Genomic DNA, 21233 nt, shown 5'->3' with positions numbered 1-21233 from the left:
TGCCCGAATGCACTACGCGTGTGCCCATTTAGGGGGCGTTCATGCTAAATTCGCAACACTCAAGTTAATATATTAAGAGATTTTCAAAATAAACTAATTGGTGATTTAATTATTTCTTCTCCTATGGAGATTAAGAAATTCATCCCTTATCCAATAACAAAAAACTCCGCCGCGGAGGTGGAGTCTATTGCATATCCGCACATTATCTCCCGCTTCGCTTCCAGTAAATATTCTCGCGCTTGTGCTTAATCCCATATATCCATACCTTCGCTGTATCTTCATTAACCTCAAATACCAGAATGTTCTGATAGAGTCCAAGTCTTGCCCAAAGTCCCCGAAGGGTACCGTTCTTGATCTGCTTAGCGGTAAGGGTAGAGTGTACTCCAATCGATCGAATGAATCCAGATAAATACGTTCCTTCACTTCAGGCGGATAGGCAAGTATCCCGCTTAACTCATCCAGAGCAGTTTGTGTCCAATATACACTATATATTTTGTCCATTCTCGAATTCCTTTACCTTTGCCTGCAAATATTCAAGTCCGCCTTCTCTTCCATACATACGCCCTTGCTCACGGTCCTCGCGGCTATGCTGAACCTGCCGGATCAAATCAGGGTCCTCTGACAATGCTGAAATATCCAATGACGAAGCATCGTCTTTTTCCCGTTTCATATTTAAATATCCAATAAAATCGTACACTTGAAGTGCGTCTTGCTCTGGAATTTGATCAATCAGCCGTTTTAACTCTTCCCGATTTACTACCATTATCTCCACCGCCTTATCCATGGACTCCAAATAGATCTTTACATTTATTATACCATAGAATTTCAACAGTCAGGTGCCCCTCCCTATCCTGTCATTGAATGGAATTCATTAACTCGTAGAAATATTGAGGTTCATGAGTTTTATTCAGACGATACCAAGCGTCTACTGTTTTTGGAGAACATACATCCAGCGCTTTTAAAACATGAACAGCAAATTCCAATGGAGCTACTCCGGTTGCGGTGATCAAATTTCCATCGGTGACAGCAGGTTCCGCTTTGTAATATTCTTCGCCCGTGTAAGAAGGGCACATCATTTTAAGGTAGGCCAAATCATTGCTTGTGTGCCAACGGGAATCCAACAATCCTGCTTGCGCAAGTCCGAAGGTCGCACCGCAAATGGCGCCCACTACGATCCCTTCCTTTACACACATCTCGGCCATTTTTAATATGGGCAGGTGAATCGCTTCTGTCCATGTATGTCCACCAGGTAAAATCAGGGCATCTGCGCTTTTTATGCTGCACTCCTCCACTGTAAGGTCAGGGATTATCTTCAATCCGCCCATTGTAGTTACTGGAGTCTTTTCGATTCCAACGGTGATGATTCGGGCTGGAGCCAGCCCCTGTCTGAAGTATCTTCCCGAGTTCAGTTCCGCGGCTACATAACCGATTTCCCAATCGGACATGGTATCAAACACATAAAGATAGACGGTACGATTCATTTCTAAGCACTCCTCATAAGGTTTAATAGGTACAGCAACCATTCATCTGTAATCAGTGGTTATCATTATAATAAAACAACTTCACTGACAACTGCTGTCAGTGAAGCTGTTAACCCTGATAATATTCCATTAACTCTGCAGCAAGCGCCACAAGCTTATCCTTTAGATTTTGCGGCTCTATCACTTGAATGGATTTCCCATAGGGAAGAAGGATATTCGGAACATGTGTATACAGTGCTTCTTCCTCAAGTAAAAAAATGGCTTGCGTGGTTGTCCGCTCCTGCAAATGATGCTGCAAAAACCAATGTATGCATACATCATCCAACGCCTCTGCTTTGCCACCAATAATGAAAGAAATGAATCCGGCTTTACCTGCTGTATCCGGCAACAGCTTGTTCATAAAAAAAGCACGCGCTGAAAAATCCTCGGGACGTTTAAAGGAGAATGGCGTGCGTGTGATGTTCAGAATCCGTTCTACCCGAAAGCTGCGGATCTCATTGCGCAGGTGGCAAAATGCAATGGTGTACCACTTATTGTTCCAATTCACCACGCCATAGGGGTCGATTACCCTGTTGGAGGACTGCTCTTCATGACTGTTGCGATAAGAAATTTCTACAGACCCTTCATTGGCTACAGCATGCTCCAATTCCTGCAATACCGGCTGAACAGCGGGGAATCCCCTGCGGTTTATGACTCCAAATCCGGTCAAATGATGGCTTAGCATACTCTCCTGCTCCTGATTCGAATACATTTGCAGCTTGGAGGTTGCATTCTCTAATGCCTCACTCAAAGGATATCCGGCTTCTTTGGCAAATTGGGCAGCATGGAGCAGTGTCTTTTTTTCATCCATACTAAATAGCAGAGGCGATTTGATAAAATGGTGCAGCAGGCTATACCCGCCATTGTGCCCTGCATCGGATATGATCGGGACGCCGCTGGTACATAGCGCATCGATATACCGGTAAACGGTTCTGATGTTGATCTCCAGCTTTTCCGCGATTTGCTTCGCAGTCACTTTCTCTCCCGAATTCAACATCCATAGAATGGTTAGCATATTATCTTTTTTTGGCATAACTAACTTTTCCCTTTGATCAAGATATGATACGGTTTTATCCCATTTGCAAATAGGCTATCGATCAGCTTGACCAATTCTTCCGACGATAAATCCTTGCCGTTGCGTATCCAAAGGCGAAACAAAGAAATTAATGTTGATATGTAAAACTCAATTAAGTATGGCGCTAGGATATCATTTGTTGGAAGGTCCACAATCAATCTCTCGAAGGGAATTTCTCTTTTCAGGCGTTCAATAAAATGAACAGAACCATAGTCTCCCAAGAGGGCTTTAAAGACTGAAATTTCTTCTGTATTTTCCAAGCATTGAAGTGCATCCTGGAACGTATGCGTTGAAAGCTCCCTGCTTGCCATTTCCTCCTGAATGGATTTCAAAACACTCTCTTCGACATAGTCCAACAACGCATAGATATCTGTAAAGTATTGATAAAATGTACTGCGATTATATCCTGACTTGTTAGCAATCTCTTGAATCGATATTTTTTCAATTGGTTTTTGGCTGTATAAATCACAGAATACATTTATAAATGTTTGCCTTGTTTTGTCCGTCATTTCAGGTTGTTTTTTCATGATTGGCCTCCGTGTCCATTCCATCGATGATCCGACAGATATTGAAAATCTGATGGTTGATGACTGTACGGTGAATCCATACAATATTATTATACAACACGTTGTTGGATCATTAAATATTTGGGGGAGGCAAACATGAGAATTTTATTCTTCGGTAGAGGTGTAATATCGACCCAATATGCGTGGGCTTTTGAACAGGCAGGGCATACAGTTGAGTTTTACGTTAGAAAGGGGAGAAAAGAAGCCTTCGGAAGCAGGATAGAGCTTGAAATGTGGGACGCACGAAGAGGGAAAAAGCTCATCAAAGAAAGCTGGAACGTCACACTGCATGAGGAGATGCTTCCCAATTATGATCTCATTATTGTGAGCGTCAACACGGAACAACTTCCGGAAGCAGCACAATTCCTATCAACTGCTGCAGGAAATACCCCTATCCTCATATTCAATAACATTTGGCAAGATTTGAAATCATCGATCGCACCATTGTCTATGAACAATGTTGTCTTTGGCTTCCCCGGAGCAGGAGGCGGCATAGCGGACAATCGGCTTAGAGGCGGCTTTTTGAAAATGGTATTTCTTGAAAAACCACGGGTAGGCACTGAACATATGAACCAATTGGTTAAAGAATGTTTTGAAAGCGCCCATTTTAAAATTAGTTGGGTAAAGGATATGCAAAACTGGCTATGGAATCACTTTGCCATGAATGCAGCGATGGAGACCGAGGTGTTAAAACGGGGAAGCTTTTCAGCGCTCATGAACCATAGTGACTCATTTGCGAATGTTGGGTTGAATATGAGGGAAATGATTCCTGTACTGAAAGCAAGAGGTGGAAAGCCTGATGCCATTTCTCGCTTGTTGACCACAATTCCACCGGCACTGCTCGGCACACTGTTTAACAAGGTTATTTTTGCGAAAGGCAGCTTGCCGCGGCTTTTCATGGAATACAACAACAGTAACGCAGGGTTTGCGGTACTTGAAGTTGTGAGAGAAGCAAAAAAGGCAGGTTTACCTTTACCGCGTCTTACGATGGCATTTGAAAACACGGAACATACAAAAGAAATATAAATGAAATTGAGCATTTGCGCCCGTTGTCATACAACTGCATATAAAAATACACCCTTAGAATGGATCGGATTACCCATGGGTTTTTCCAATGTCTCTTCTAAGGGGTATTTGCAACGAGCCTAGCTACGTTCAAGCAAAGCCACCGATTCAACATGCCTGGAGGGGCTATCACGGATGAGGTAATATGAATCTCTTGAACTTGAGGATGCCGCGACTTAAGAAAAAAACTCCGCCGCGTAAGTGGAGTTTGATTAATAAACATCGCCTCGGTTGTCAATAGTCAAAATGTAAATCATTTTCTCTTCGTGGTTTATCTCAAATAAAACTCGATAACTTCCTACTCGCAATCGAAATCGCTTTGCATAACCTTTCATTGGCTTAACGTCTCCAATTGGGGGACGCAGAGTCAAACCAAGCAATGCTTTTCGAATGCGTTCCTGAACTGCTTTTTCTTGTTTAGATACAAATTTTACAGTTTCACGACTTAGCGTCAGTTGGTAAGTTGAGCTCATGCATGGCTTCCTCCCACGACATAAATCCTTCGTTACTGTTCAACTGACGCTGTTCTTCCTCACTCAAAGCAATTTCATCCGGCTCCATCTTTTCTATTTTTTCCCAATCCAGTCGGTCGTGTTTTAAAGAAAGATATTGCAAATAGTCATAAGCTGATTGCTGTGCAATCTCGGGCAACTGCTCAAATAACTTTAAAACTTTATCTTTATCCACTGCCATAAAAACACCTCCTGAAAAGCTTGATCAATTGCATTTATTGTATCACAGCATTTGCAGAAGCCAAAGTTAGAAGACAGTTTCATACCCGAATACTCCGCCCTGTCCAATGACTCTAAAAACGCTATGCACATAGGTAAACAATCTATTGTTATCAATAACTACATCCGTATTAGCCTCACAACAGATTCTGTATGCACCGTCCAAGGGAACATATCCACCGACTGCGCCTCGACGGTGCGGTATCCCGCATCCTCCAGGATGCGCAGGTCGCGCGCCAGCGTAGCGGGATTGCAGCTGACGTAGACCACGCGGCGGGGCTGCATCTTGGCGATGCAGTCGAGGAGAGCCGGGTCGCAGCCCTTGCGGGGCGGGTCGACGACGATGACGTCGGCCCGTATGCCGGCCTCGGCCCAGGCCGGGATTACTACCTCGGCTGCGCCTACGGCAAATTCGGCTTTGTGCTCCAGGCCGTTCAGTTGCGCGTTGCGCCGTGCGTCCTCGATGGCCTCCGGCACGATTTCGACGCCGTAGACCCGCTCTGCGTGCTGCGCCAGGAACAGCGAAATGGTGCCGATACCGCAATAGGCATCGATGACCGTTTCGCCGCCGCTCAAAGCAGCGTATTCCAGCGCCTTGCCATACAGGCGCTCCGTCTGCACCGGGTTCACCTGGTAGAAGGAGCGGGCGGAGATGGCGAAGCGCACATCCCCGATATAGTCGTGGATATATTCCTCGCCCCACAGCACCTCTGTGCGCAGGCCGAAGATGACGTTGGTTTTGGCGGTGTTGATGTTCTGGCAGATGCTCTTGACCCCCGGCAGCTCCCGGCGGATCATCTCCACCAGCTCGCGGCGGCGGGTGAAGTCCTCCCCGTTGGTGACCAGCACCACCATAATGTCTCCCGTACGGAAGCCCACCTTGACCACCACATGGCGGATCACACCCCGGCCTGTCTCTTCATCATATGCCCGGATGCCCAGCTCCCCACAGAGGGATTTCACCAGACCTACCGCCCGGTCATTCCACTCATGCTGGATGAGGCATTCGTTCATGTCGATAATCCGGTGGCTGCCCTGGGCGTAGAACCCTCCAACCAGCCCGCCTTCCACCTGGCCAAAAGGCACCTGGGCCTTGTTCCGGTAGCGCCAAGGGTCCTCCATGCCGATGGTGGGATGAACCACAATCCCGGAGGAGCCCTGCTCCCCGAATTGTCCGTTCCCGCTCTCCACCGACGCTCCCCCAACTCCCGCCACCTTCAGCTTACCAATCCGCTCCAGAGCGTCCACCACGATCTGCCGCTTCTGCCGCAGCTGGGCGTCATAGCCCATATGCTGGAGCTGGCAGCCGCCGCACTCCGCATAGAGCGGGCAGGGCGGCTCCTGCCGGTCAGCACTCGCCCCCGTAACCTGCAGCAGCTTGGCGTAGCCGAACTGCTTTTTCACATGCTCCACGCGCACACTAACCCGCTCACCGGGCAGCGCCCCATGCACAAAAAGGGTAAAGCCGTCCGCCGTCCGGCCTACCCCTTCTCCATCATGTCCGATCCCAATAATCTCCGCATCCACGATCTGGCCCACGGATACGGGAGCCTCCACAGCCACGCCGCCGCGGGCAGCCTTGCTGTCCGGCCTGCCTGTACGGGCTGCCCCTTGTCCGTTGCCGCCGCGGCTGCCGGACGGTCTGCTGCCCGCTTCCGGGCTGCGATAACGCCCGTTCTTGCCGTTCTTCTTCATTTATTGCCTCCGTTATTTGCGTCTGTATTTGGAATTGCCTGTTTCATCCACCAGAATCCGCAGATGGGAGGGCAGCACCGAGAAGATTCCCGGCAGCGTGCCGCCAAACTCCCCGTCCAGATTCAGCTGGGTATAGTCCGGAGACGTAATTTGGATATGCTTGGATTGGAAATGAATAATATGCGGGTCATTCAGATGCTCCCCGCGCAGAGCCAGGGTGACCACCCGGATCATTTCCACCAGATTGCATTTTTTGACCAGAATGATGTCCATCAGCCCGTCGTCAATGGCCGCATCAGGACACAGCCTCTCGAAGCCGGCCACCGAATTGGTGTTGGAAATGAGGAACACCATCACTTCCTCATGCAGCTCCCGGTCCTCCGACTTCAGAACAATCTCCACCGGCCGGAGGCGTGGCAGCTTCTCCAGCCCTTTCATATAATAAGCCAACTGGCCCAGCATGGTCTTCAGCCTGCTGGGAACCTCATAGGTCAGCTCCGTCAGGGAGCCCCCTCCGGCAATATTGATGAAGTAACGCTGATTGGCCTTGCCCAAATCGATGACCCGGTGATGCCCGTGGATGATGATATCGCAGGCAGCCTCCAGGTTCTTCGGGATCGCCATGGCACGGGCAAAATCATTGGTGGTGCCCAGAGGCAGAATGCCAAGAGGCGGCCGGTTCTCCCGTTCGGCCATCCCGTTGATGACCTCGTAGAGGGTTCCGTCCCCACCGGCGGCAATAATGACGTCAAATCCGCGTTCAACCGCTTCCGCCGCAGCCAGAGTCGCATCCCCTTCGCCCGTTGTGGCATGGGTGGAGGTTTCCAGTCCCCCCCGCTCCAACCGCTGCAGAATGTCCGGAAGGCGCCGTTTCATTTCCTCCCGCCCTGACGTCGGATTATATATCAGTCTTGCACGTTTGGCCATTCTCCACTCACCCGTTATCGCAGAATCAATTCGCTTTTGGCCCGCAGCACGTTCAGCACCCGACCCTCGATCCACCCGGACATCAGGGGATGGGGCAAGAGCGCCCGCCCATTGTAGCCGTAAGACCAATTCTTCAACCTGGAAGGAATGACCTCCCTGGTAAAATACCCCTCACTCAAAAACAGCGGCGCCACAATCACCCGGTGGCCGGGTTTTCTTTTTTGCCAGAGCCGCAGCTTGAAATCAATCTGGTCCGGCAGCAGCATGGCCGCATCCGCCGCAGCAAAGCCCCCCAGTTCCTGCACATGGGACGCCAATCCCTCCAGCCCGCGCCGCCAGCGGGTGTGGAAGTCTTTTTCCACAGAGCCGTGTCCCACCAGCAGCAAAAGCTCCCGGGAAGGGTCGGCGGACAGCTCACGGACCTTCTCATAGAGTATTCCGGCAATCTCAGGATCATCATCAATCGGCGGGGTAAAATGAATGGCTGCCCGTCGTTCAAATGGAACCATATCCGTAGGCAGATTAGGACGGTCGATGACGCCCAGCGCATAGCTGATTTCGTCAATATGGGTGCTTCCCGAGGAAATGAACAGGGGCACCGCCACAATATCCGTAACGCCCTCACACTCCAGCATCCGGATGCCGTCCTGAATCAGGCGGCCTTCGATAATCTCCAGGAACACCGACACCACCGGCACCTCCGGGGGAAGCCGGACCTGAGCCACCGCCTCATCCACCAGCCGGACCCATTCCTTGCTCCTGGAGCCGTGGCTTATGACCATTACGCCGAACTTGCTCATGTTCATGATCCCTCCCGGTTGGCGGCATACGCGTTTCCTTGGCTGCCCGCGCTCTTTCCTGCAAACGCAGCAGCACAAGCACAAGCGGATGTACTACCATGCTAGCGGAAGGGGTTTTTAAAGTCAAACCAACCGGCAAAACATTCTCCAAACACGAGAAGAAACGGCTGCTCCGTCTTTATCGCCAAGGCGGGACCCGTTTCTCTGACTGGTGAAGCAATTGCTTATATCCGGCCAGATGCGGCTCGTTAACAGCAGAAAAAAGCTTCTACTCGAAGCTTCCTTCTTCGTTTCTTCGCACCCTGTGCCCGCCCCGCATCAAGCAGAGCGCTTTCAAAAAACGGGCATAAGCCAACCGTAAAAGGTTTCTCGGCCAGGGTTATCTACCCAGCCGTTCTAATGTCATTTTATACCCGTCATTGCCGTAATTCAAGCATCTTTTCACCCGGGAAATGGTGGCCGTGCTGGCCCCTGTCTCCGCTTCGATCTGGTTGTAGGTGCAGCCCTTGCGCAGCATTCTGGCTACCTCCAGCCGCTGGGACAGGGATTGGATCTCGTTGACGGTGCACAGATCATCAAAAAACACGTAGCATTCTTCCATATCCTTCAAAGTCAGGATCGCTTCAAATAATTGCTCAATTGCTTTATCGTTCAGCTTCTTCAGCTGCATCCTCATCATCCCCTGCTCTTCACTGTGGCTTACATGAATTTCGACGCGCTTTCGCGAATACCTGCTTTACAATTGTAAAAATTCAAAACTGTAAAATTTTTATGCGTCACCGGACTAAAATGAAAAGACAGCGCCAACCGGGACATTCGTCTATACCAAACGTTTGCCCATGACATAGATTATAGTAAATTAGCCCCGATAAGTGAAGCCCCCCTCTTCCTCTGCAGCCGGCTTTACCTCAACGGGACTGGGAAATCACCAAAAAAAGGGTTGTGACAACTGTGAAACCAAATGAAATGGCGTACATCCGCCAGCAGGAGGCCTATGGCCCGGAAACCCGCATGTACGGCGAGATTCCCGGCGGCTCTCCTTATCCCGGACTGGAAAATCCCTACTTGGGCGGCACCTCCGGCATGCCCGTTCCCTATTATCCCCAGACTCAGCTTATCAACGGCGGAGGAGCAGGGGCCGGCGCTGGAGCCGGAGGCTCAGGGGGCGGCGGACTTCTGGGCTCCCTGAACATGAACCAGATTAAGGGATTTGTGGACAAAATGGGCGGCATCGACGGGATCGTCGGCACCATGACCCGTGTGCAGAAGATGGTCTCCAGCTTTCAGCAGATGGCGCCCATGCTGAAGCTTCTGATGGGTTCCTTCGGAGCCAAAGCCGCGGCCAACTCCGTCAGCAAGGGCAAAGGTTATTCCCGGAAGCGCAAGAAGAGCCGCAAGAGCAGCAAAAAGCGCCCCTCTGTCCGCAAAGGAACAGGGACGCGTTATAAGAGCCGCCGCCGGTAGGAGCGGCAGCCGGTAAAACGGCAGCCTCCCGGGACATGGAGCAGCAAACAGGCGTTTAGCGGAAGCAGTTTTCCGTTAAGCGCCCTGTTTGCGTGCGTATCCGCAACATGCGGCTTATGTTCACCAGCAGATAGGATGGGTGGGTGGCTGAACCGTCCCACTACGGAACTCAGCGACCCTTATTCGGCCAAAAACGGCTTCCCCGATTGTTTACGGAACTCAGACACTCTTACTGGCCTGTTTGCCCGGGTTTTGCGGGGTATCTGAGCGTGTCCGCTCCATAACAGTCGCTGAGTTCCGCTAAAGCTGGGAAATCGCCGTTTTCCCCCGATAAGCGCTCCATAGTTCCGTAACCAGTAAAAAAGTAACCAAGGGGTTCAGCAATCCAACAGTCAGGGGTCAGCGCTATGGTCACACGCCCCCTTACTCCCCCAACTCCACCTCCATGCCGACGGGGACAAATTGAATCCACGTGACGCCGGGGGCCAGGGGGATTTCCTGTCCGTCTGCGGCGTAGGTGCGGACAAGCCCGTCTCGCAGCTGCCATACCGCCTCCTGGACCATGCCTCCGGTCAGGACATAGCCGCTCCCGGAACCTTGGACATCCACCTGGCGGCGGCCTGCGCTGTCCGTCACCCTGTGGTTGGAGCGGCAAACCAGCACATTGGCCGCGGCCAACTGCCGGTCCGACTCCGCGTCCGCGTGGGCAAGCCCGTTCATTCTGCGCAAATATTGACCCGACACAGCATCATACACATAACTCACCGCATAACCGGCGGAGTAGGGCAGCCGCAGAGCCTCCGCCTCAGCAGCACCTCCGCTCTCTGCACCTGCCACTCCAGACGCTACTCCCGCGGCACCCCCGCTCTCTGCACCTGCCACTCCAGACGCTACTCCCGCGGCACCCCCGCTCTCTGCACCTGCCACTCCAGACGCTACTCCCGCGGCACCTCCGCTCTCTGCACCTGCCACTCCAGACGCTACTCCCACAGCACCCCCACTCTCCGCTCCCGCAACTCCGGCCGACGCTCCCGCAGCATCCGCATCGCCTGAGGCAGCTCCTGTCGCTGCTCCAACAGAGTCCGGCGCAAGCTTGTCCTCCCCCCGAACAGGCTCCCCGGCAAACACCGGGTGAACCGGCGTCCAGGCGGTGCGGAGCTGCTTTTTCTCCATCCCCCGGCGGATGCCTTCTATAGAAGTATACAAATTATGCGGCGGCTTCCTGTCCGGGGAGCGCCAGTAGTAGACCCGGTCGCCGTAAACCTCGTCGAAGTGGTCCACACCCCCGGCGGCCACCCGGTTCATGGCCTCCTGGCTCCAGCCCGCGTGGACCAGGACCGCATCCATCGCCGCGGCCACATCCACATAATACGGCCGGATGCTCCGGACCGGCCCCACCTTCCCCGGCACACGGCTGTGGTAGAAAGCGACGAAGCGGGTAATATCCCCTTCCGCCAAAATCTCGTACACCACATCCGCATCGCCAAGCCCGCTTTGGGGGCGGGCAGCGGGGGAATTTTCCACCATAACCGCAATGGGGCGGACATCCTTTTGCCCGATTGAAAATAACCCCGTTAGGGGAAACTGTACACTGTAACCGGCTTTCATCCGGTCATCCTCCGGCAGCTCCTCGGACCGGGCCTGTCCTGCGGCAACCGGCACTCCGACCGCAGCAGCGGCCGCAATCCCCGGAGCAAGAACCAGCATGCCTGCAAGAGCCCATATGCCGCAGAGAACGGGCAGCCTTGTTTTTTTCATCATCAATCCCTCATTTCCGTTTAAATGGCAACCCAAAAATTACGATGGAAAGGCGGCAAACACATGATTACCAGATGGTTCAGAGAAAGCGTAGTAGCCTCCGTGCTGCTTCTCATCGCCCGGCTTTACCTGGGGTGGAAATGGCTGGATGCGGGCTGGCACAAGATTACCGGAGGCTTCGACGCCTCGGGGTTCCTAAAGAACGCCATCGCCAAACCTCCCGTGGACAGCGCCACCAAAGAGGCCGTCTACCCCCGCTTTGTTTCGTTTCTTGAACATTTTGCATTACCCAATGCCAAATTATTCAATGTATTAATCCCGTGGGGCGAATTTCTGGTGGGGTTGGGATTGATCCTGGGCACCCTGACCGTAACAGCGGCATTCTTCGGCATGCTGATGAACTTCATGTTCCTCCTGGCCGGAACCGTGTCATCCAACCCCTGGCTGATCATCTTCAGCATCCTGATTCTTCTGGGCAGCTCCAACTCGGGACGGCTGGGCGGCGATTATTTCCTGCTTCCGTACCTCCGCAAGGCCTTCAACATCAAGCGAGGCTCTGACCGGGACACGGCAAGAACCTGAAGACGGCCATCAACAGACAGTTTATTCATGGCAGAAAGAACAGGCGCAAACTCGTCCAACCATCCCCGGGCTCCCATCGGATTCCGGGCGGCGGAGGCTGCTCTGTTCTTTCCGTCTATTTTGTGACAGCTGTCACAAGCGGCAAAAGAGGGATTCCCATTCCTATTGCCATATGGTATACTTCAATCATGCACACGTTAACAATAGCGTGAAATTATATTTATTTACTAGGAGGCACTACCAAAATGACAGCATTGTCTAAACTTAAGCTGGCCAACCCGGAAGCCATTGCCGCTTTGCCGGAGAAAGTCCTGCAATTCGGCGAAGGCAACTTCCTGCGCGGCTTCGTGGATTGGATGATCCACAAGCTGAACGAGCAGAACCTGTTTAACGGCCGGGTTGCCGTGGTTCAACCCATCGCCCAAGGCTTGACTCCGATGCTGAATGAACAGGACGGTTTGTACACACTGTTGCTGCGCGGAATCCAAAACGGCCAAATCGTTGAGGAAAAGGACATCATCTCCTCCATCAGCCGCGGCATTAACCCATATGAAGATTTTGCCGCTTACCTGGGCCTGGCCGAGAATCCGGAGCTGCGCTTCGTGATCTCCAACACCACCGAAGCCGGCATTGCATACTCCGCCGAGGACCGTTATGACGACGCCCCTCCGGCTACCTTCCCCGGCAAGCTGACTGTGCTTCTGCACAAGCGTTTCACCGCCTTCAACGGCGCAGCCGACAAGGGTCTGGTGATCATTCCCTGCGAGCTCATCGACCGCAACGGCGACAACCTGAAGAAGATCGTGCTCCGTCTGGCCGAGGAATGGAATCTGGGCTCCGATTTTGCCGGCTGGATCAACAACCACAACTTCTTCCTGAACACCCTGGTGGACCGGATCGTTACCGGCTATCCCCGGGACGAAATCGCGGCTCTGACCGAGAAGCTGGGCTACGAGGACAAGCTTCTGAACACCGCCGAAATCTTCCACCTGTGGGTCATCGAGGGCGACAAGCGTTTTGCCGAAGAGCTTCCGTTCCACAAGGTTGGCTTGGACGTGATCTGGACCGACGACATGGCTCCGTACCGCACCCGCAAGGTCCGGATTCTGAACGGCGCCCACACCATGACTGTACTGGCTGCTTACCTCTATGGCCTGGACACGGTCAAGGAATGTATGGATGACGAGCTGATCCGTTCCTTCATGGAAAAAGGGATCTACAACGAGGTTATCCCGACGCTGGATCTGCCGGAGAGTGAGCTGAAGGCATTTGCCGCCGCTGTTACAGAGCGTTTTGCCAATCCGTTTATCCGCCATTATCTGCTCTCCATTTCCTTGAACTCTACTTCCAAATTCAAAACCCGGGTGCTGCCTTCCATTCTGGAGTATGTAAACCGCAAGGGCGAGCTGCCCAAGGTGCTTTCCTTCTCCCTGGCTGCCCTGCTTGCCTTCTACCGCGGCACCGAGCTGAAGGACAACACTCTGATAGGCAAACGCCCGGCCGGCAACGAATACCAGATCAGCGATGATCTGCCGGTGCTGCAGCTGTTCGCTTCCCTGTGGAGCAAGTACGACGGCAGCCGCGAGGCCGCTGGCGCATTGGTTGAAGAAGTGCTCTCCCACACCGAAATGTGGGGCCAAAACCTCAATGAGGTGGCAGGCTTCACCGCGCTGGTATCCGACTATCTGCACAGCATCCTGACTAACGGCGCAGCCGCCGCACTGAAGGACGTGATTTAAGATGATCAAAAGCGATAAGCTGATTCAAATTAATGAAGCGGACAATGTGGCCGTCGCCATGGTGCCCATCGCCAAGGGCGAGACGGTTTCCCTGGGCAGCTACACCGTAACCGCCCGTGAAGATATCGACAAGGGCCACAAGATTGCCTTCCGGGACATCCCCCAAGGCGAAAACATCATCAAATACGGCTTCCCCATCGGCCACGCCAAGGAACCGATCCAAGCCGGCGACTATATCCACACTCACAATATCAAGACCAACCTGGAAGGTAAGCTGGAATACAGCTACAATCCGAACCTGAGCGAGGAAAAGACCCGCCAGGAAGCAACCTTCATGGGTTTTGTGCGCAAGAACGGCGACGTGGGCATCCGCAATGAAATCTGGATCGTCAACACCGTAGGCTGCGTCAACAAAACCTCCGAGGTGCTGGCCAAGGAAGCCACCGAGAAATATAAGGGCCGTGTGGACGGCGTCTATTCCTTCGTCCATCCCTTCGGCTGCTCCCAGATGGGCGACGACCAGGTCATGACCCAAAAGGTCCTGGCGGATATGGTCCGCCATCCCAACGCCGGCGGCGTGCTGGTGCTGGGTCTGGGTTGTGAGAACAACAACATCCCCGAGTTCAAGAAGTTCTTGGGCGAATATGATGAAAACCGCGTCCGCTTCTTGTCCACCCAGGATGTGGATGACGAGCTGGAAGCGGCTATGGACCTGATCGATGAACTGGTCGGCTATGCCGAAACCTTCAAGCGCCAGCCTGTTCCCGCCTCCAAGCTGATTGTGGGCCTGAAGTGCGGCGGCTCCGATGCCTTCTCCGGCATCACCGCCAATCCGCTGCTGGGCGAGTTCTCCGATACCCTGATTTCTCACGGCGGCACCACCATCCTCACCGAGGTGCCTGAGATGTTCGGCGCGGAGACGATTCTGATGAACCGTTGCTTGGACGAGGAAGTCTTCGACAAAACCGTTCACCTGATCAATGACTTCAAGGAATACTACATCCGCCATAACCAAGTGGTATATGAGAATCCGTCCCCCGGCAACAAAAAGGGCGGCATTTCCACTCTGGAGGAAAAATCCCTGGGCTGCACCCAAAAGGGCGGCACCGGCAATGTGGTGGACGTGCTGCAATACGGCGACCACGCCTCCAAACCCGGCCTGAACCTGCTGCAAGGCCCCGGCAATGACATCGTAGCTGTAACCGCGCTGATGGCTGCGGGCGCCCACATGGTCCTGTTCACCACCGGCCGCGGCACCCCGCTGGGCGCTCCGGTTCCGACGGTGAAGGTCTCCACCAACTCCGATCTGGCTACCCGCAAAAGCAACTGGATCGACTTCAACGCCGGCCAGCTGCTGGAGGGCAAGGATATGCCCCATGTCCGCGACGAATTCTTCGGCTTTGTGCTGGAGGTGGCCTCCGGCAAAGAAACCCGCAACGAAGTCAACGGCTACCGGGAAATCTCCATCTTCAAGGATGGCGTCACCCTGTAATCTTACGGCACAGAAGTCCGGCTCCCCGCTATGGGGAGTGCGGGCTTTTTTGTGCTTTTGCGGCGTGGAAAAGGGGAGCCTTCCCAAGCAAATGGAGGATGGACAGGCCATCTGGAAAAAGGATTGTTGATAATAAGTAAAAATTGGCCTTCATCTTGAAACAAGGCAGTATACGGTTCATGCTTTTCTTTGTAAACTTGCACCGTAGCTGAAACATTTGGGGAGGAATGCAGATGAGCAGAAAATGGATTGCACTGCTGCTGGCCTTGGTTCTATTGGCCGGCCTGGCGCCGGTTCGTCCGGGTGCGGCGCATGGGGAGGCTGTCCGGACAAATCTTTTTGAGAACGGAGGATTCGAGGAGGTCCGCACCGGAGCCGCTATCTGGACCGGGGGTGTGGCTCCGGCCAATGCCTCAGAGTGGAAAGCCGACGGCAATCCGGTGTTTTCCGTAGTGGAGGATGTCTATCATACGGGCAGCCGGTCCGTCCGGATTTCCGGGAGCACCCCCGGTAAAGACCGGGGGGCCGTGGTGCTGGAAACCCAGTCCATGCAGGTGGGCAAAGCCTATCTGGTCAGCGGCTGGTTCAAAACGGACAATGTTACAAGCAATATCCTGATCCGTTTGCAGTACAAGCGCGGCGGAAAGGGAATCAATGTTGAATTGGCCAATACCGGCGGAACAAAGGACTGGACCTACTTCAGCAGATCCATTGTACTCCCGGACAATACGGATAACCCGTCGGCACCTGCCGTGAAGGTGGAGGCATTCCTGGAGCGCTCCGCCGGGACAGTCTGGTTTGATGACTTTTCCATCGCCGAGCATATTCCGCTGGAATCCTTTACGGTGTCGCCGGCATATGCGGAATTGCAGCCGGGCCAATCCTTGCAGACGGAGGCCCGTTTCGTGCCATCCGACGCGGCCAACCAGAATCTGGCGTGGACCTCCTCCGATCCGGTAACGGCGGCGGTTTACCAGGATGGACGGATTGCTGCCATAGCTCCCGGCTATGCCTATGTTACCGCAACTTCCCTGGAGACGAAGGCATCGCAGACGATTATTGTCTCCGTAGGCGCGCCGGAAACGCTGCTTGCGGCTCCATACAGCGGAACCGTTCAGGAAAACGGAGTTTTGACAGGACAACTGTCGGCGGAAGAGCTGAATGGCGCTCCTGTTGAATATGGCCTTGGCCTTGAACCCAAACATGGAACCGTTGCCATTCAGCCGGATGGAACATTCCTGTATTACCCGGAACGGGATTTCTCCGGCACAGACCAGTTTGCATACATGGCCAGGACCGGCGGGGGAATACCGAAATTCGCCGCCGCCACTGTAACCGTTGAGCCTGTTCTCAAGGCTCCGGCCCTTGATCTGCTGTGGTATTCCACCCCCAAGGACAAGCCGCTGCAGGGACGCCTGGAGAAGGTCCTTTCCCCTGCCCCCGAAGCAGTGGAGTGGGAAAAAAACGCGGAGCCCCAGGGGCAGCTCCTGCTTAGCCCTGACGGCGCCTTCCAGTATACGCCGCCCCCTCAGTTTGTCGGATACGACAGCTTCCGGGTAAAAGCCAAGGCGGACAACGGGCTGGAAACGGAAGGCCGCGTTGAGGTGTTCGTCATACCGGATGCCGCCGATTTCGCCAATGCCATGACTGCCAACGGCTATGACGGCGTCCACCCGCGGCTGTTTGCCAACGAAGAGGAATTTGCCCGCATCCGGGGATGGATCGGAGAAGACAGATACATGTCCGAATGGTTCGGCCTACTCAAGACAGTGGCCGACAGTATGCTGGACACCGAACCCTATCCATATTTGGCTAATGGAGCAAACAACGGAAAAATAAAGGACATCGTCCTGAATACAGCCCTTATGTACAAGCTGACCGGCGAGCAGAAGTATGCCGACCGGGCGATTGCCGAATTGGAGTCGGCGGCCGCCTTTGAAGACTGGGGTGGACGCTATAATAACATGCTGGCGTTGACCTATCTGACGATGGGAGCCGCAATCGGCTACGACTGGCTGTACGATGCGCTGACCGGCGAGCAGCGGGCGATGATCGAAGCGGCAGTGTCGCGGAACTCCTTTGCCACTGCATTGGAATGGTATAACGGGGTATTTACCCATAACGGCGAATACAACAATATCAATCTGGTGGACAACGGCAGCTTTTCCGTTGCGGCGTTGGCCTTCCTGGGAGAAGCCTCCTCCATTCATCAGCAGGCAGGCGACATTCTTCAAGGCTCCTTCCGCAAGCTGCAGCAATCCCTGCGCTTCATGACGGAGGACGGCTCGTGGCCGGAGGGCCCGATCTATTGGCAATTCGGCACAGAGCCTCTGTACCACATGATGGATGCGCTGCAGAACATCCTGGGTACAGATTATGGCTTGTCCGCGCTGCAGGGAATGAAGGAATGGGGCGATTATCCCCTGTATCTCCAGGGACCGGAGGGTTTCTTCAACTTCGGCGATTCCGGCAATACCCTGGCGCATCCCCAGTCGCTGTGGTCGGCCAACCGGTATGACGATCCCGGTCTGGCCTGGAATATGGGCGAGAACTACCGGCGGTATGGCGCGTATTCGCCCTACTACTTCTTTTATTACAGGCCGGGCATGTTTGATTCTCCTCCCCAATCGGGGCTGGACCGCACTTTCCAAACCATTGAGGCCATCACCATGCGCAGCGGCTGGACCAGCCGCAATGACAGCTACGCCGCTATGAAGGGCTCTAACGATACCTTGCTGAGCCATATCGATATGGACGCAGGCAGCTTCGTATATGATGCTCTGGGCGTCAGATGGGCTATGGACCTAGGATTGGAGAATTACAATCTGCCCGGCTTCTGGGATTCGGCAGGCGGCCAGCGCTGGACCTATTACCGCAAGGGAGCGCAAGGCCAGAATACGGTTGTGATCAATCCGCTGGACAATCCGGTGCACATGCAGAAGTTCGACGCCCCGGCCCTGCTGGTGAAATCGGAATCCAAACCGCGGGGCGCTTACGGCATCCTGGATATGGCCAGCCGCTATCCCCGGGACACTGCGGCTTATCAGCGCGGGATGATGCTGGACCGGGAGAACAACCAACTGATCCTCCAGGACGAAATGACTTTGAAATTCCCCTCGGACGTATATTGGTTCATGCATACCGCTTCATCCATCTCGATTCTGGACAATGGCAAGACGGCCTTGCTGCGGCAGGGAGACAAGAAATTGTATGTCAGGATGATCGACGCCCCGGAGCAGGCGGAATTTCTGTCCATGAAGGCAGAGGCGCTTCCGGGCACGCCGAATCCCGATGGGCAAACCCTGAATCATGGCATCCGGAAGCTGGCGGTTCATATGGCGGATGTGACAGAAGCCAGATTATCCGTCTGGATGGTGCCTTTGAACGAGGAGGACCCCCTGCCGCTGCAAGCTCCGCAGGCAACTCCTCTCAGCGGCTGGACAATTCCGAAGGGGGCATTGACGGAGAAGCCGGCGCCGCTGGCGCTGGACTTCCTGCTGGTTAACGGCACTCCGCTGGCGGACTTCCATCCCGAAGAGACGTATTATGAATACCTGGTTCCCTTCAACACGCCGGATATCCCAGCCGTTGAAGCGGTAACGGGCCATGCGGCTTCCGTTGTTCCGGCGCAGACCATACCCGGCAAGACATATATCGATGTGTCCGATCCCGCAAATCCGGCACGGAAGACCCGCTATACGGTTTCATTCATCCGCGGGCCCATCGTAGGCGATCCGCCTGATGTCAACCGCTGGGAAGCGGCGGCGGTGGAAGCCGACTCCACTCCCCAGGCAGATCAGGGATTCACCCCGGACAAAACAGTGGACCGGGACCTGAATACCCGCTGGACCTCGGAAGGCGCCCACTGGATTCAATACGATCTGGGAACAGAGCGGGAGTTGGGCGCAGTCTCCATCGCATTTATCAGCGGGGATGTGCGCAGAGCCTACTTCTCTATTGAAGCCTCGCCGGACGGAATCAATTGGACCTCGGTATATCCGGAGGGAATCAGCTCAGGGACAACCACACAGCCGGAGCTGGTTCATTTCCCAAGCGTGCAGGCCAGATATGTGCGCATTAACGGGTACGGCAATTCAGCCAGCAGATGGAACAGCATCGGTGAAGTGGGGATTTTCCGGACAACCCCGGTATCGCTTTTGCTTCAGCCGACGGCGCAATGGAAAGTGGGAGAAGAAAAGCTGGTAACTGTACAGTACTTGTATCCCGACGGCAGACAGGAGCCGACAAGCCGGGCCCAGATAACCAGCAGCAGCCCGGATATTCTGGAGATCGGGGAAGCGGGCATGGCCGCGGCCAAAAAAGCGGGAGTTGCCGTCGTCACCGTAACGGACCCGGTATATGGTCTGGCTTCATCGTGGCAGATTGCTGTGGCTCCGGCGCAGAGCGGAGAAGACGGCAATCACGACGATGATGAAGACACCGCCGGAGACAGCGGAGACAGCGGGAATGCAGGAACCGGAAATTCCCTGCCGCCGGGCGGCTCCGGCAACGGCCGGCAGACAGACGCCATCCAGACGGTAACCCCGGAGGAGATCCTCTCGCTTCCATCAAAAAACGGCGTCCTTGAAGTAGCTCTGTCCAAGGACAAGCATATTCTTCATCTGCCTGCCGCCTCCATAGACAAGGCGGAGGGATTGGGAATCGCCGTGGCTGTCGGCCTATCCCGGGTGCAGCTATCGGCGGAAGCCCTGCGGGAAATCCGGGAGCAGCTGCCGCCGGACGGCATCTTCGCCCTGGAGGCGGCGCAGCTTGAAGCCGCAGCGGCGGCATCCGATGTCTCCCGAACGGCGGCGGAGCTGAAGGCTGCGCTCCGGCTGTCGGCTGATCCGCTCCAATTGGGCTTCAAGCTGCTGGATGCCGCCGCCGCTTCGGGGACGGAGCTGCTGCTTCCCGGCGCGGCAGGCACAGCGGCGCTTTCATTCCCGGCGCCGGAAGCCTCCCCCACCGGACAATGGGGCATCTACAAGCTGGACGAGCATGGATTCTTCCGCTTGATCGGAGGACAAACCGCCGGGAATGGACAGCTCTCCGTGCCGGTGGCAGACGGCGGGGTCTATGCGCTGTTGGAGTATGTGAAAGCCTATAGGGATCTGCCACAGAACCATTGGGCGTATGCAACGGTTCAGAATATGTCCATGAGAGGCATTATTGCCGGAACAGCGGATGACGCCTTTGAACCGGAGCGGCCTATCACCCGCAGCGAATTTGCGGCATTGATAGCCCGAGCCTTGGGACTGCATGCGGAGGACGGAGCGGAGGACTTCTCTGATGTGCCGTCCGACGCCTGGTACGCCCCGGCGGTAGCCGCTCTGGCAAAGGCGGGCATTGTGGAAGGAAACGCAGCGGCCTTCGAGCCTGCACGGCCGATAAGCCGTGAAGAAATGGCTGCCATGATGAGCCGGACTTACAGCATTCTGCAGAGCGGAGCTTCCGGAACAGAGACCGGAGAAAACCCGGCGCTTCCTGCCTATGCCGATCTCGGCTCAGTCAGCGACTGGGCGGCGGAAGCGGTGCAGAAGGCTTCGGAGCTGGGTCTGATGAACGGATTGGACGGCGGCCTGTTCCGGCCCCAGGCTTCTGCAACCCGCGCCGAGGGCGCAACTGTCGTCAGCAGACTGCTAGGGCTTGCCGGACGGTAAATATTGGCCGCACAATAGATATGGCTTGCAATGAGAGAGGCCCATGCCTTGAGCATGGGCCTTTTGCTTTGGCCCGCTGCAGCGGAACATTGCGGAACCCACTATGCTTCAGGTAACAAAGCGTGTCAAGACAGGCCAAGCCGCCTTTGCTATAATTAC

At 54.5% G+C, this 21233-nt stretch carries 17 protein-coding genes; 6 read left to right on the top strand and 11 right to left on the bottom strand.

Annotated elements, in window-relative coordinates:
* Positions 1 to 484: 484 nt before the first annotated feature.
* The 4 genes from DQG13_RS25070 to DQG13_RS25055 form a co-directional block, all read right to left on the bottom strand.
* Positions 485 to 784, bottom strand: a complete 300-nt coding sequence (locus tag DQG13_RS25070; RefSeq protein ID WP_258525855.1) for a hypothetical protein — start codon at positions 782 to 784, stop codon at positions 485 to 487.
* A gap of 70 nt (positions 785 to 854) precedes the next feature.
* A complete protein-coding gene (locus tag DQG13_RS25065) occupies positions 855 to 1481 on the bottom strand; it encodes a type 1 glutamine amidotransferase family protein (protein WP_113022919.1) in 627 nt (208 codons plus the stop codon).
* Between the two features lie 109 nt (positions 1482 to 1590).
* Positions 1591 to 2553, bottom strand: a complete 963-nt coding sequence (locus DQG13_RS25060) for a helix-turn-helix transcriptional regulator (RefSeq protein WP_113022918.1) — start codon at positions 2551 to 2553, stop codon at positions 1591 to 1593.
* Positions 2554 to 2555: 2 nt separating this feature from the next.
* Positions 2556 to 3122: a TetR/AcrR family transcriptional regulator gene (locus tag DQG13_RS25055; RefSeq protein ID WP_113022917.1), complete on the bottom strand. Its 567-nt coding sequence runs from the start codon at positions 3120 to 3122 to the stop codon at positions 2556 to 2558.
* Between the two features lie 135 nt (positions 3123 to 3257).
* Here DQG13_RS25055 and DQG13_RS25050 point away from each other — a divergent pair, with 135 nt between their 5' ends.
* Entirely contained in the window at positions 3258 to 4187 is a 930-nt protein-coding gene (locus tag DQG13_RS25050) for a ketopantoate reductase family protein (protein WP_113022916.1), read from the top strand.
* 251 nt (positions 4188 to 4438) lie between these two features.
* Here the strand turns inward: DQG13_RS25050 and DQG13_RS25045 are convergent, their stop codons facing one another.
* The 6 genes from DQG13_RS25045 to DQG13_RS25020 all read right to left on the bottom strand — a co-directional run bounded on the left by DQG13_RS25045 (position 4439) and on the right by DQG13_RS25020 (position 9049).
* Positions 4439 to 4699 carry a type II toxin-antitoxin system RelE family toxin gene (locus DQG13_RS25045; RefSeq protein WP_113022915.1) on the bottom strand — a complete coding sequence of 87 codons (261 nt, stop codon included), beginning with the start codon at positions 4697 to 4699 and terminating at the stop codon, positions 4439 to 4441.
* Positions 4665 to 4919 carry a hypothetical protein gene (locus DQG13_RS25040; protein WP_113022914.1) on the bottom strand — a complete coding sequence of 85 codons (255 nt, stop codon included), beginning with the start codon at positions 4917 to 4919 and terminating at the stop codon, positions 4665 to 4667. Before DQG13_RS25040 ends, DQG13_RS25045 begins: the two co-directional genes overlap by 35 nt.
* 158 nt (positions 4920 to 5077) lie before the next feature.
* Complete coding sequence (gene rlmD / locus DQG13_RS25035) at positions 5078 to 6652, bottom strand: 23S rRNA (uracil(1939)-C(5))-methyltransferase RlmD (protein ID WP_113022913.1); 1575 nt, start codon at positions 6650 to 6652, stop codon at positions 5078 to 5080.
* Positions 6653 to 6664: 12 nt separating this feature from the next.
* A complete protein-coding gene (locus DQG13_RS25030) occupies positions 6665 to 7579 on the bottom strand; it encodes a diacylglycerol kinase (RefSeq protein WP_113022912.1) in 915 nt (304 codons plus the stop codon).
* A gap of 14 nt (positions 7580 to 7593) precedes the next feature.
* A complete protein-coding gene (locus DQG13_RS25025; protein WP_113022911.1) occupies positions 7594 to 8379 on the bottom strand; it encodes a sirohydrochlorin chelatase in 786 nt (261 codons plus the stop codon).
* A 379-nt stretch (positions 8380 to 8758) separates the two neighbouring features.
* Positions 8759 to 9049, bottom strand: a complete 291-nt coding sequence (locus DQG13_RS25020; RefSeq protein ID WP_113022910.1) for a YerC/YecD family TrpR-related protein — start codon at positions 9047 to 9049, stop codon at positions 8759 to 8761.
* A gap of 281 nt (positions 9050 to 9330) precedes the next feature.
* Between DQG13_RS25020 and DQG13_RS31625 the strand changes: the two genes are divergently transcribed.
* Positions 9331 to 9843: an aminotransferase gene (locus DQG13_RS31625; protein WP_258525854.1), complete on the top strand. Its 513-nt coding sequence runs from the start codon at positions 9331 to 9333 to the stop codon at positions 9841 to 9843.
* Positions 9844 to 10266: 423 nt separating this feature from the next.
* Here DQG13_RS31625 and DQG13_RS25010 read toward each other — a convergent pair whose 3' ends face one another.
* Entirely contained in the window at positions 10267 to 11604 is a 1338-nt protein-coding gene (locus tag DQG13_RS25010) for a DUF3048 domain-containing protein (RefSeq protein WP_113022909.1), read from the bottom strand.
* A 60-nt stretch (positions 11605 to 11664) separates the two neighbouring features.
* Between DQG13_RS25010 and DQG13_RS25005 the strand changes: the two genes are divergently transcribed.
* From DQG13_RS25005 to DQG13_RS24990, 4 genes are all read left to right on the top strand, one after another.
* On the top strand, positions 11665 to 12183 hold the full coding sequence (locus DQG13_RS25005; protein ID WP_113022908.1) for a DoxX family protein: 519 nt from the start codon (positions 11665 to 11667) through the stop codon (positions 12181 to 12183).
* Positions 12184 to 12428: 245 nt separating this feature from the next.
* Positions 12429 to 13922, top strand: a complete 1494-nt coding sequence (locus tag DQG13_RS25000) for a tagaturonate reductase (protein ID WP_113022907.1) — start codon at positions 12429 to 12431, stop codon at positions 13920 to 13922.
* Between the two features lies 1 nt (position 13923).
* On the top strand, positions 13924 to 15414 hold the full coding sequence (locus tag DQG13_RS24995; RefSeq protein ID WP_113022906.1) for a UxaA family hydrolase: 1491 nt from the start codon (positions 13924 to 13926) through the stop codon (positions 15412 to 15414).
* A 233-nt stretch (positions 15415 to 15647) separates the two neighbouring features.
* A complete protein-coding gene (locus tag DQG13_RS24990; RefSeq protein WP_181592979.1) occupies positions 15648 to 21074 on the top strand; it encodes an S-layer homology domain-containing protein in 5427 nt (1808 codons plus the stop codon).
* The last annotated feature ends 159 nt before the right edge of the window (positions 21075 to 21233 follow it).

This window comes from Paenibacillus sp. YN15, from assembly GCF_003285005.1.
Classification (GTDB): Bacteria; Bacillota; Bacilli; order Paenibacillales; family NBRC-103111; genus Paenibacillus_AR.
The sequence above is the reverse complement of the archived record's forward strand: the minus strand, read 5'-3'. Positions and strand labels throughout refer to the sequence as shown.

Bases quoted from the DNA above. Each gene is read 5' to 3' on its own strand.
- DQG13_RS25070 (WP_258525855.1), bottom strand. From the start codon at position 784: ATGGATAAGGCGGTGGAGATAATGGTAGTAAATCGGGAAGAGTTAAAA.
- DQG13_RS25065 (WP_113022919.1), bottom strand. From the start codon at position 1,481: ATGAATCGTACCGTCTATCTTTATGTGTTTGATACCATGTCCGATTGG.
- DQG13_RS25060 (WP_113022918.1), bottom strand. From the start codon at position 2,553: ATGCCAAAAAAAGATAATATGCTAACCATTCTATGGATGTTGAATTCG.
- DQG13_RS25055 (WP_113022917.1), bottom strand. From the start codon at position 3,122: ATGAAAAAACAACCTGAAATGACGGACAAAACAAGGCAAACATTTATA.
- DQG13_RS25050 (WP_113022916.1), top strand. From the start codon at position 3,258: ATGAGAATTTTATTCTTCGGTAGAGGTGTAATATCGACCCAATATGCG.
- DQG13_RS25045 (WP_113022915.1), bottom strand. From the start codon at position 4,699: ATGAGCTCAACTTACCAACTGACGCTAAGTCGTGAAACTGTAAAATTT.
- DQG13_RS25040 (WP_113022914.1), bottom strand. From the start codon at position 4,919: ATGGCAGTGGATAAAGATAAAGTTTTAAAGTTATTTGAGCAGTTGCCC.
- rlmD (WP_113022913.1), bottom strand. From the start codon at position 6,652: ATGAAGAAGAACGGCAAGAACGGGCGTTATCGCAGCCCGGAAGCGGGC.
- DQG13_RS25030 (WP_113022912.1), bottom strand. From the start codon at position 7,579: ATGGCCAAACGTGCAAGACTGATATATAATCCGACGTCAGGGCGGGAG.
- DQG13_RS25025 (WP_113022911.1), bottom strand. From the start codon at position 8,379: ATGAGCAAGTTCGGCGTAATGGTCATAAGCCACGGCTCCAGGAGCAAG.
- DQG13_RS25020 (WP_113022910.1), bottom strand. From the start codon at position 9,049: ATGCAGCTGAAGAAGCTGAACGATAAAGCAATTGAGCAATTATTTGAA.
- DQG13_RS25010 (WP_113022909.1), bottom strand. From the start codon at position 11,604: ATGATGAAAAAAACAAGGCTGCCCGTTCTCTGCGGCATATGGGCTCTT.
- DQG13_RS25005 (WP_113022908.1), top strand. From the start codon at position 11,665: ATGATTACCAGATGGTTCAGAGAAAGCGTAGTAGCCTCCGTGCTGCTT.
- DQG13_RS25000 (WP_113022907.1), top strand. From the start codon at position 12,429: ATGACAGCATTGTCTAAACTTAAGCTGGCCAACCCGGAAGCCATTGCC.
- DQG13_RS24995 (WP_113022906.1), top strand. From the start codon at position 13,924: ATGATCAAAAGCGATAAGCTGATTCAAATTAATGAAGCGGACAATGTG.
- DQG13_RS24990 (WP_181592979.1), top strand. From the start codon at position 15,648: ATGAGCAGAAAATGGATTGCACTGCTGCTGGCCTTGGTTCTATTGGCC.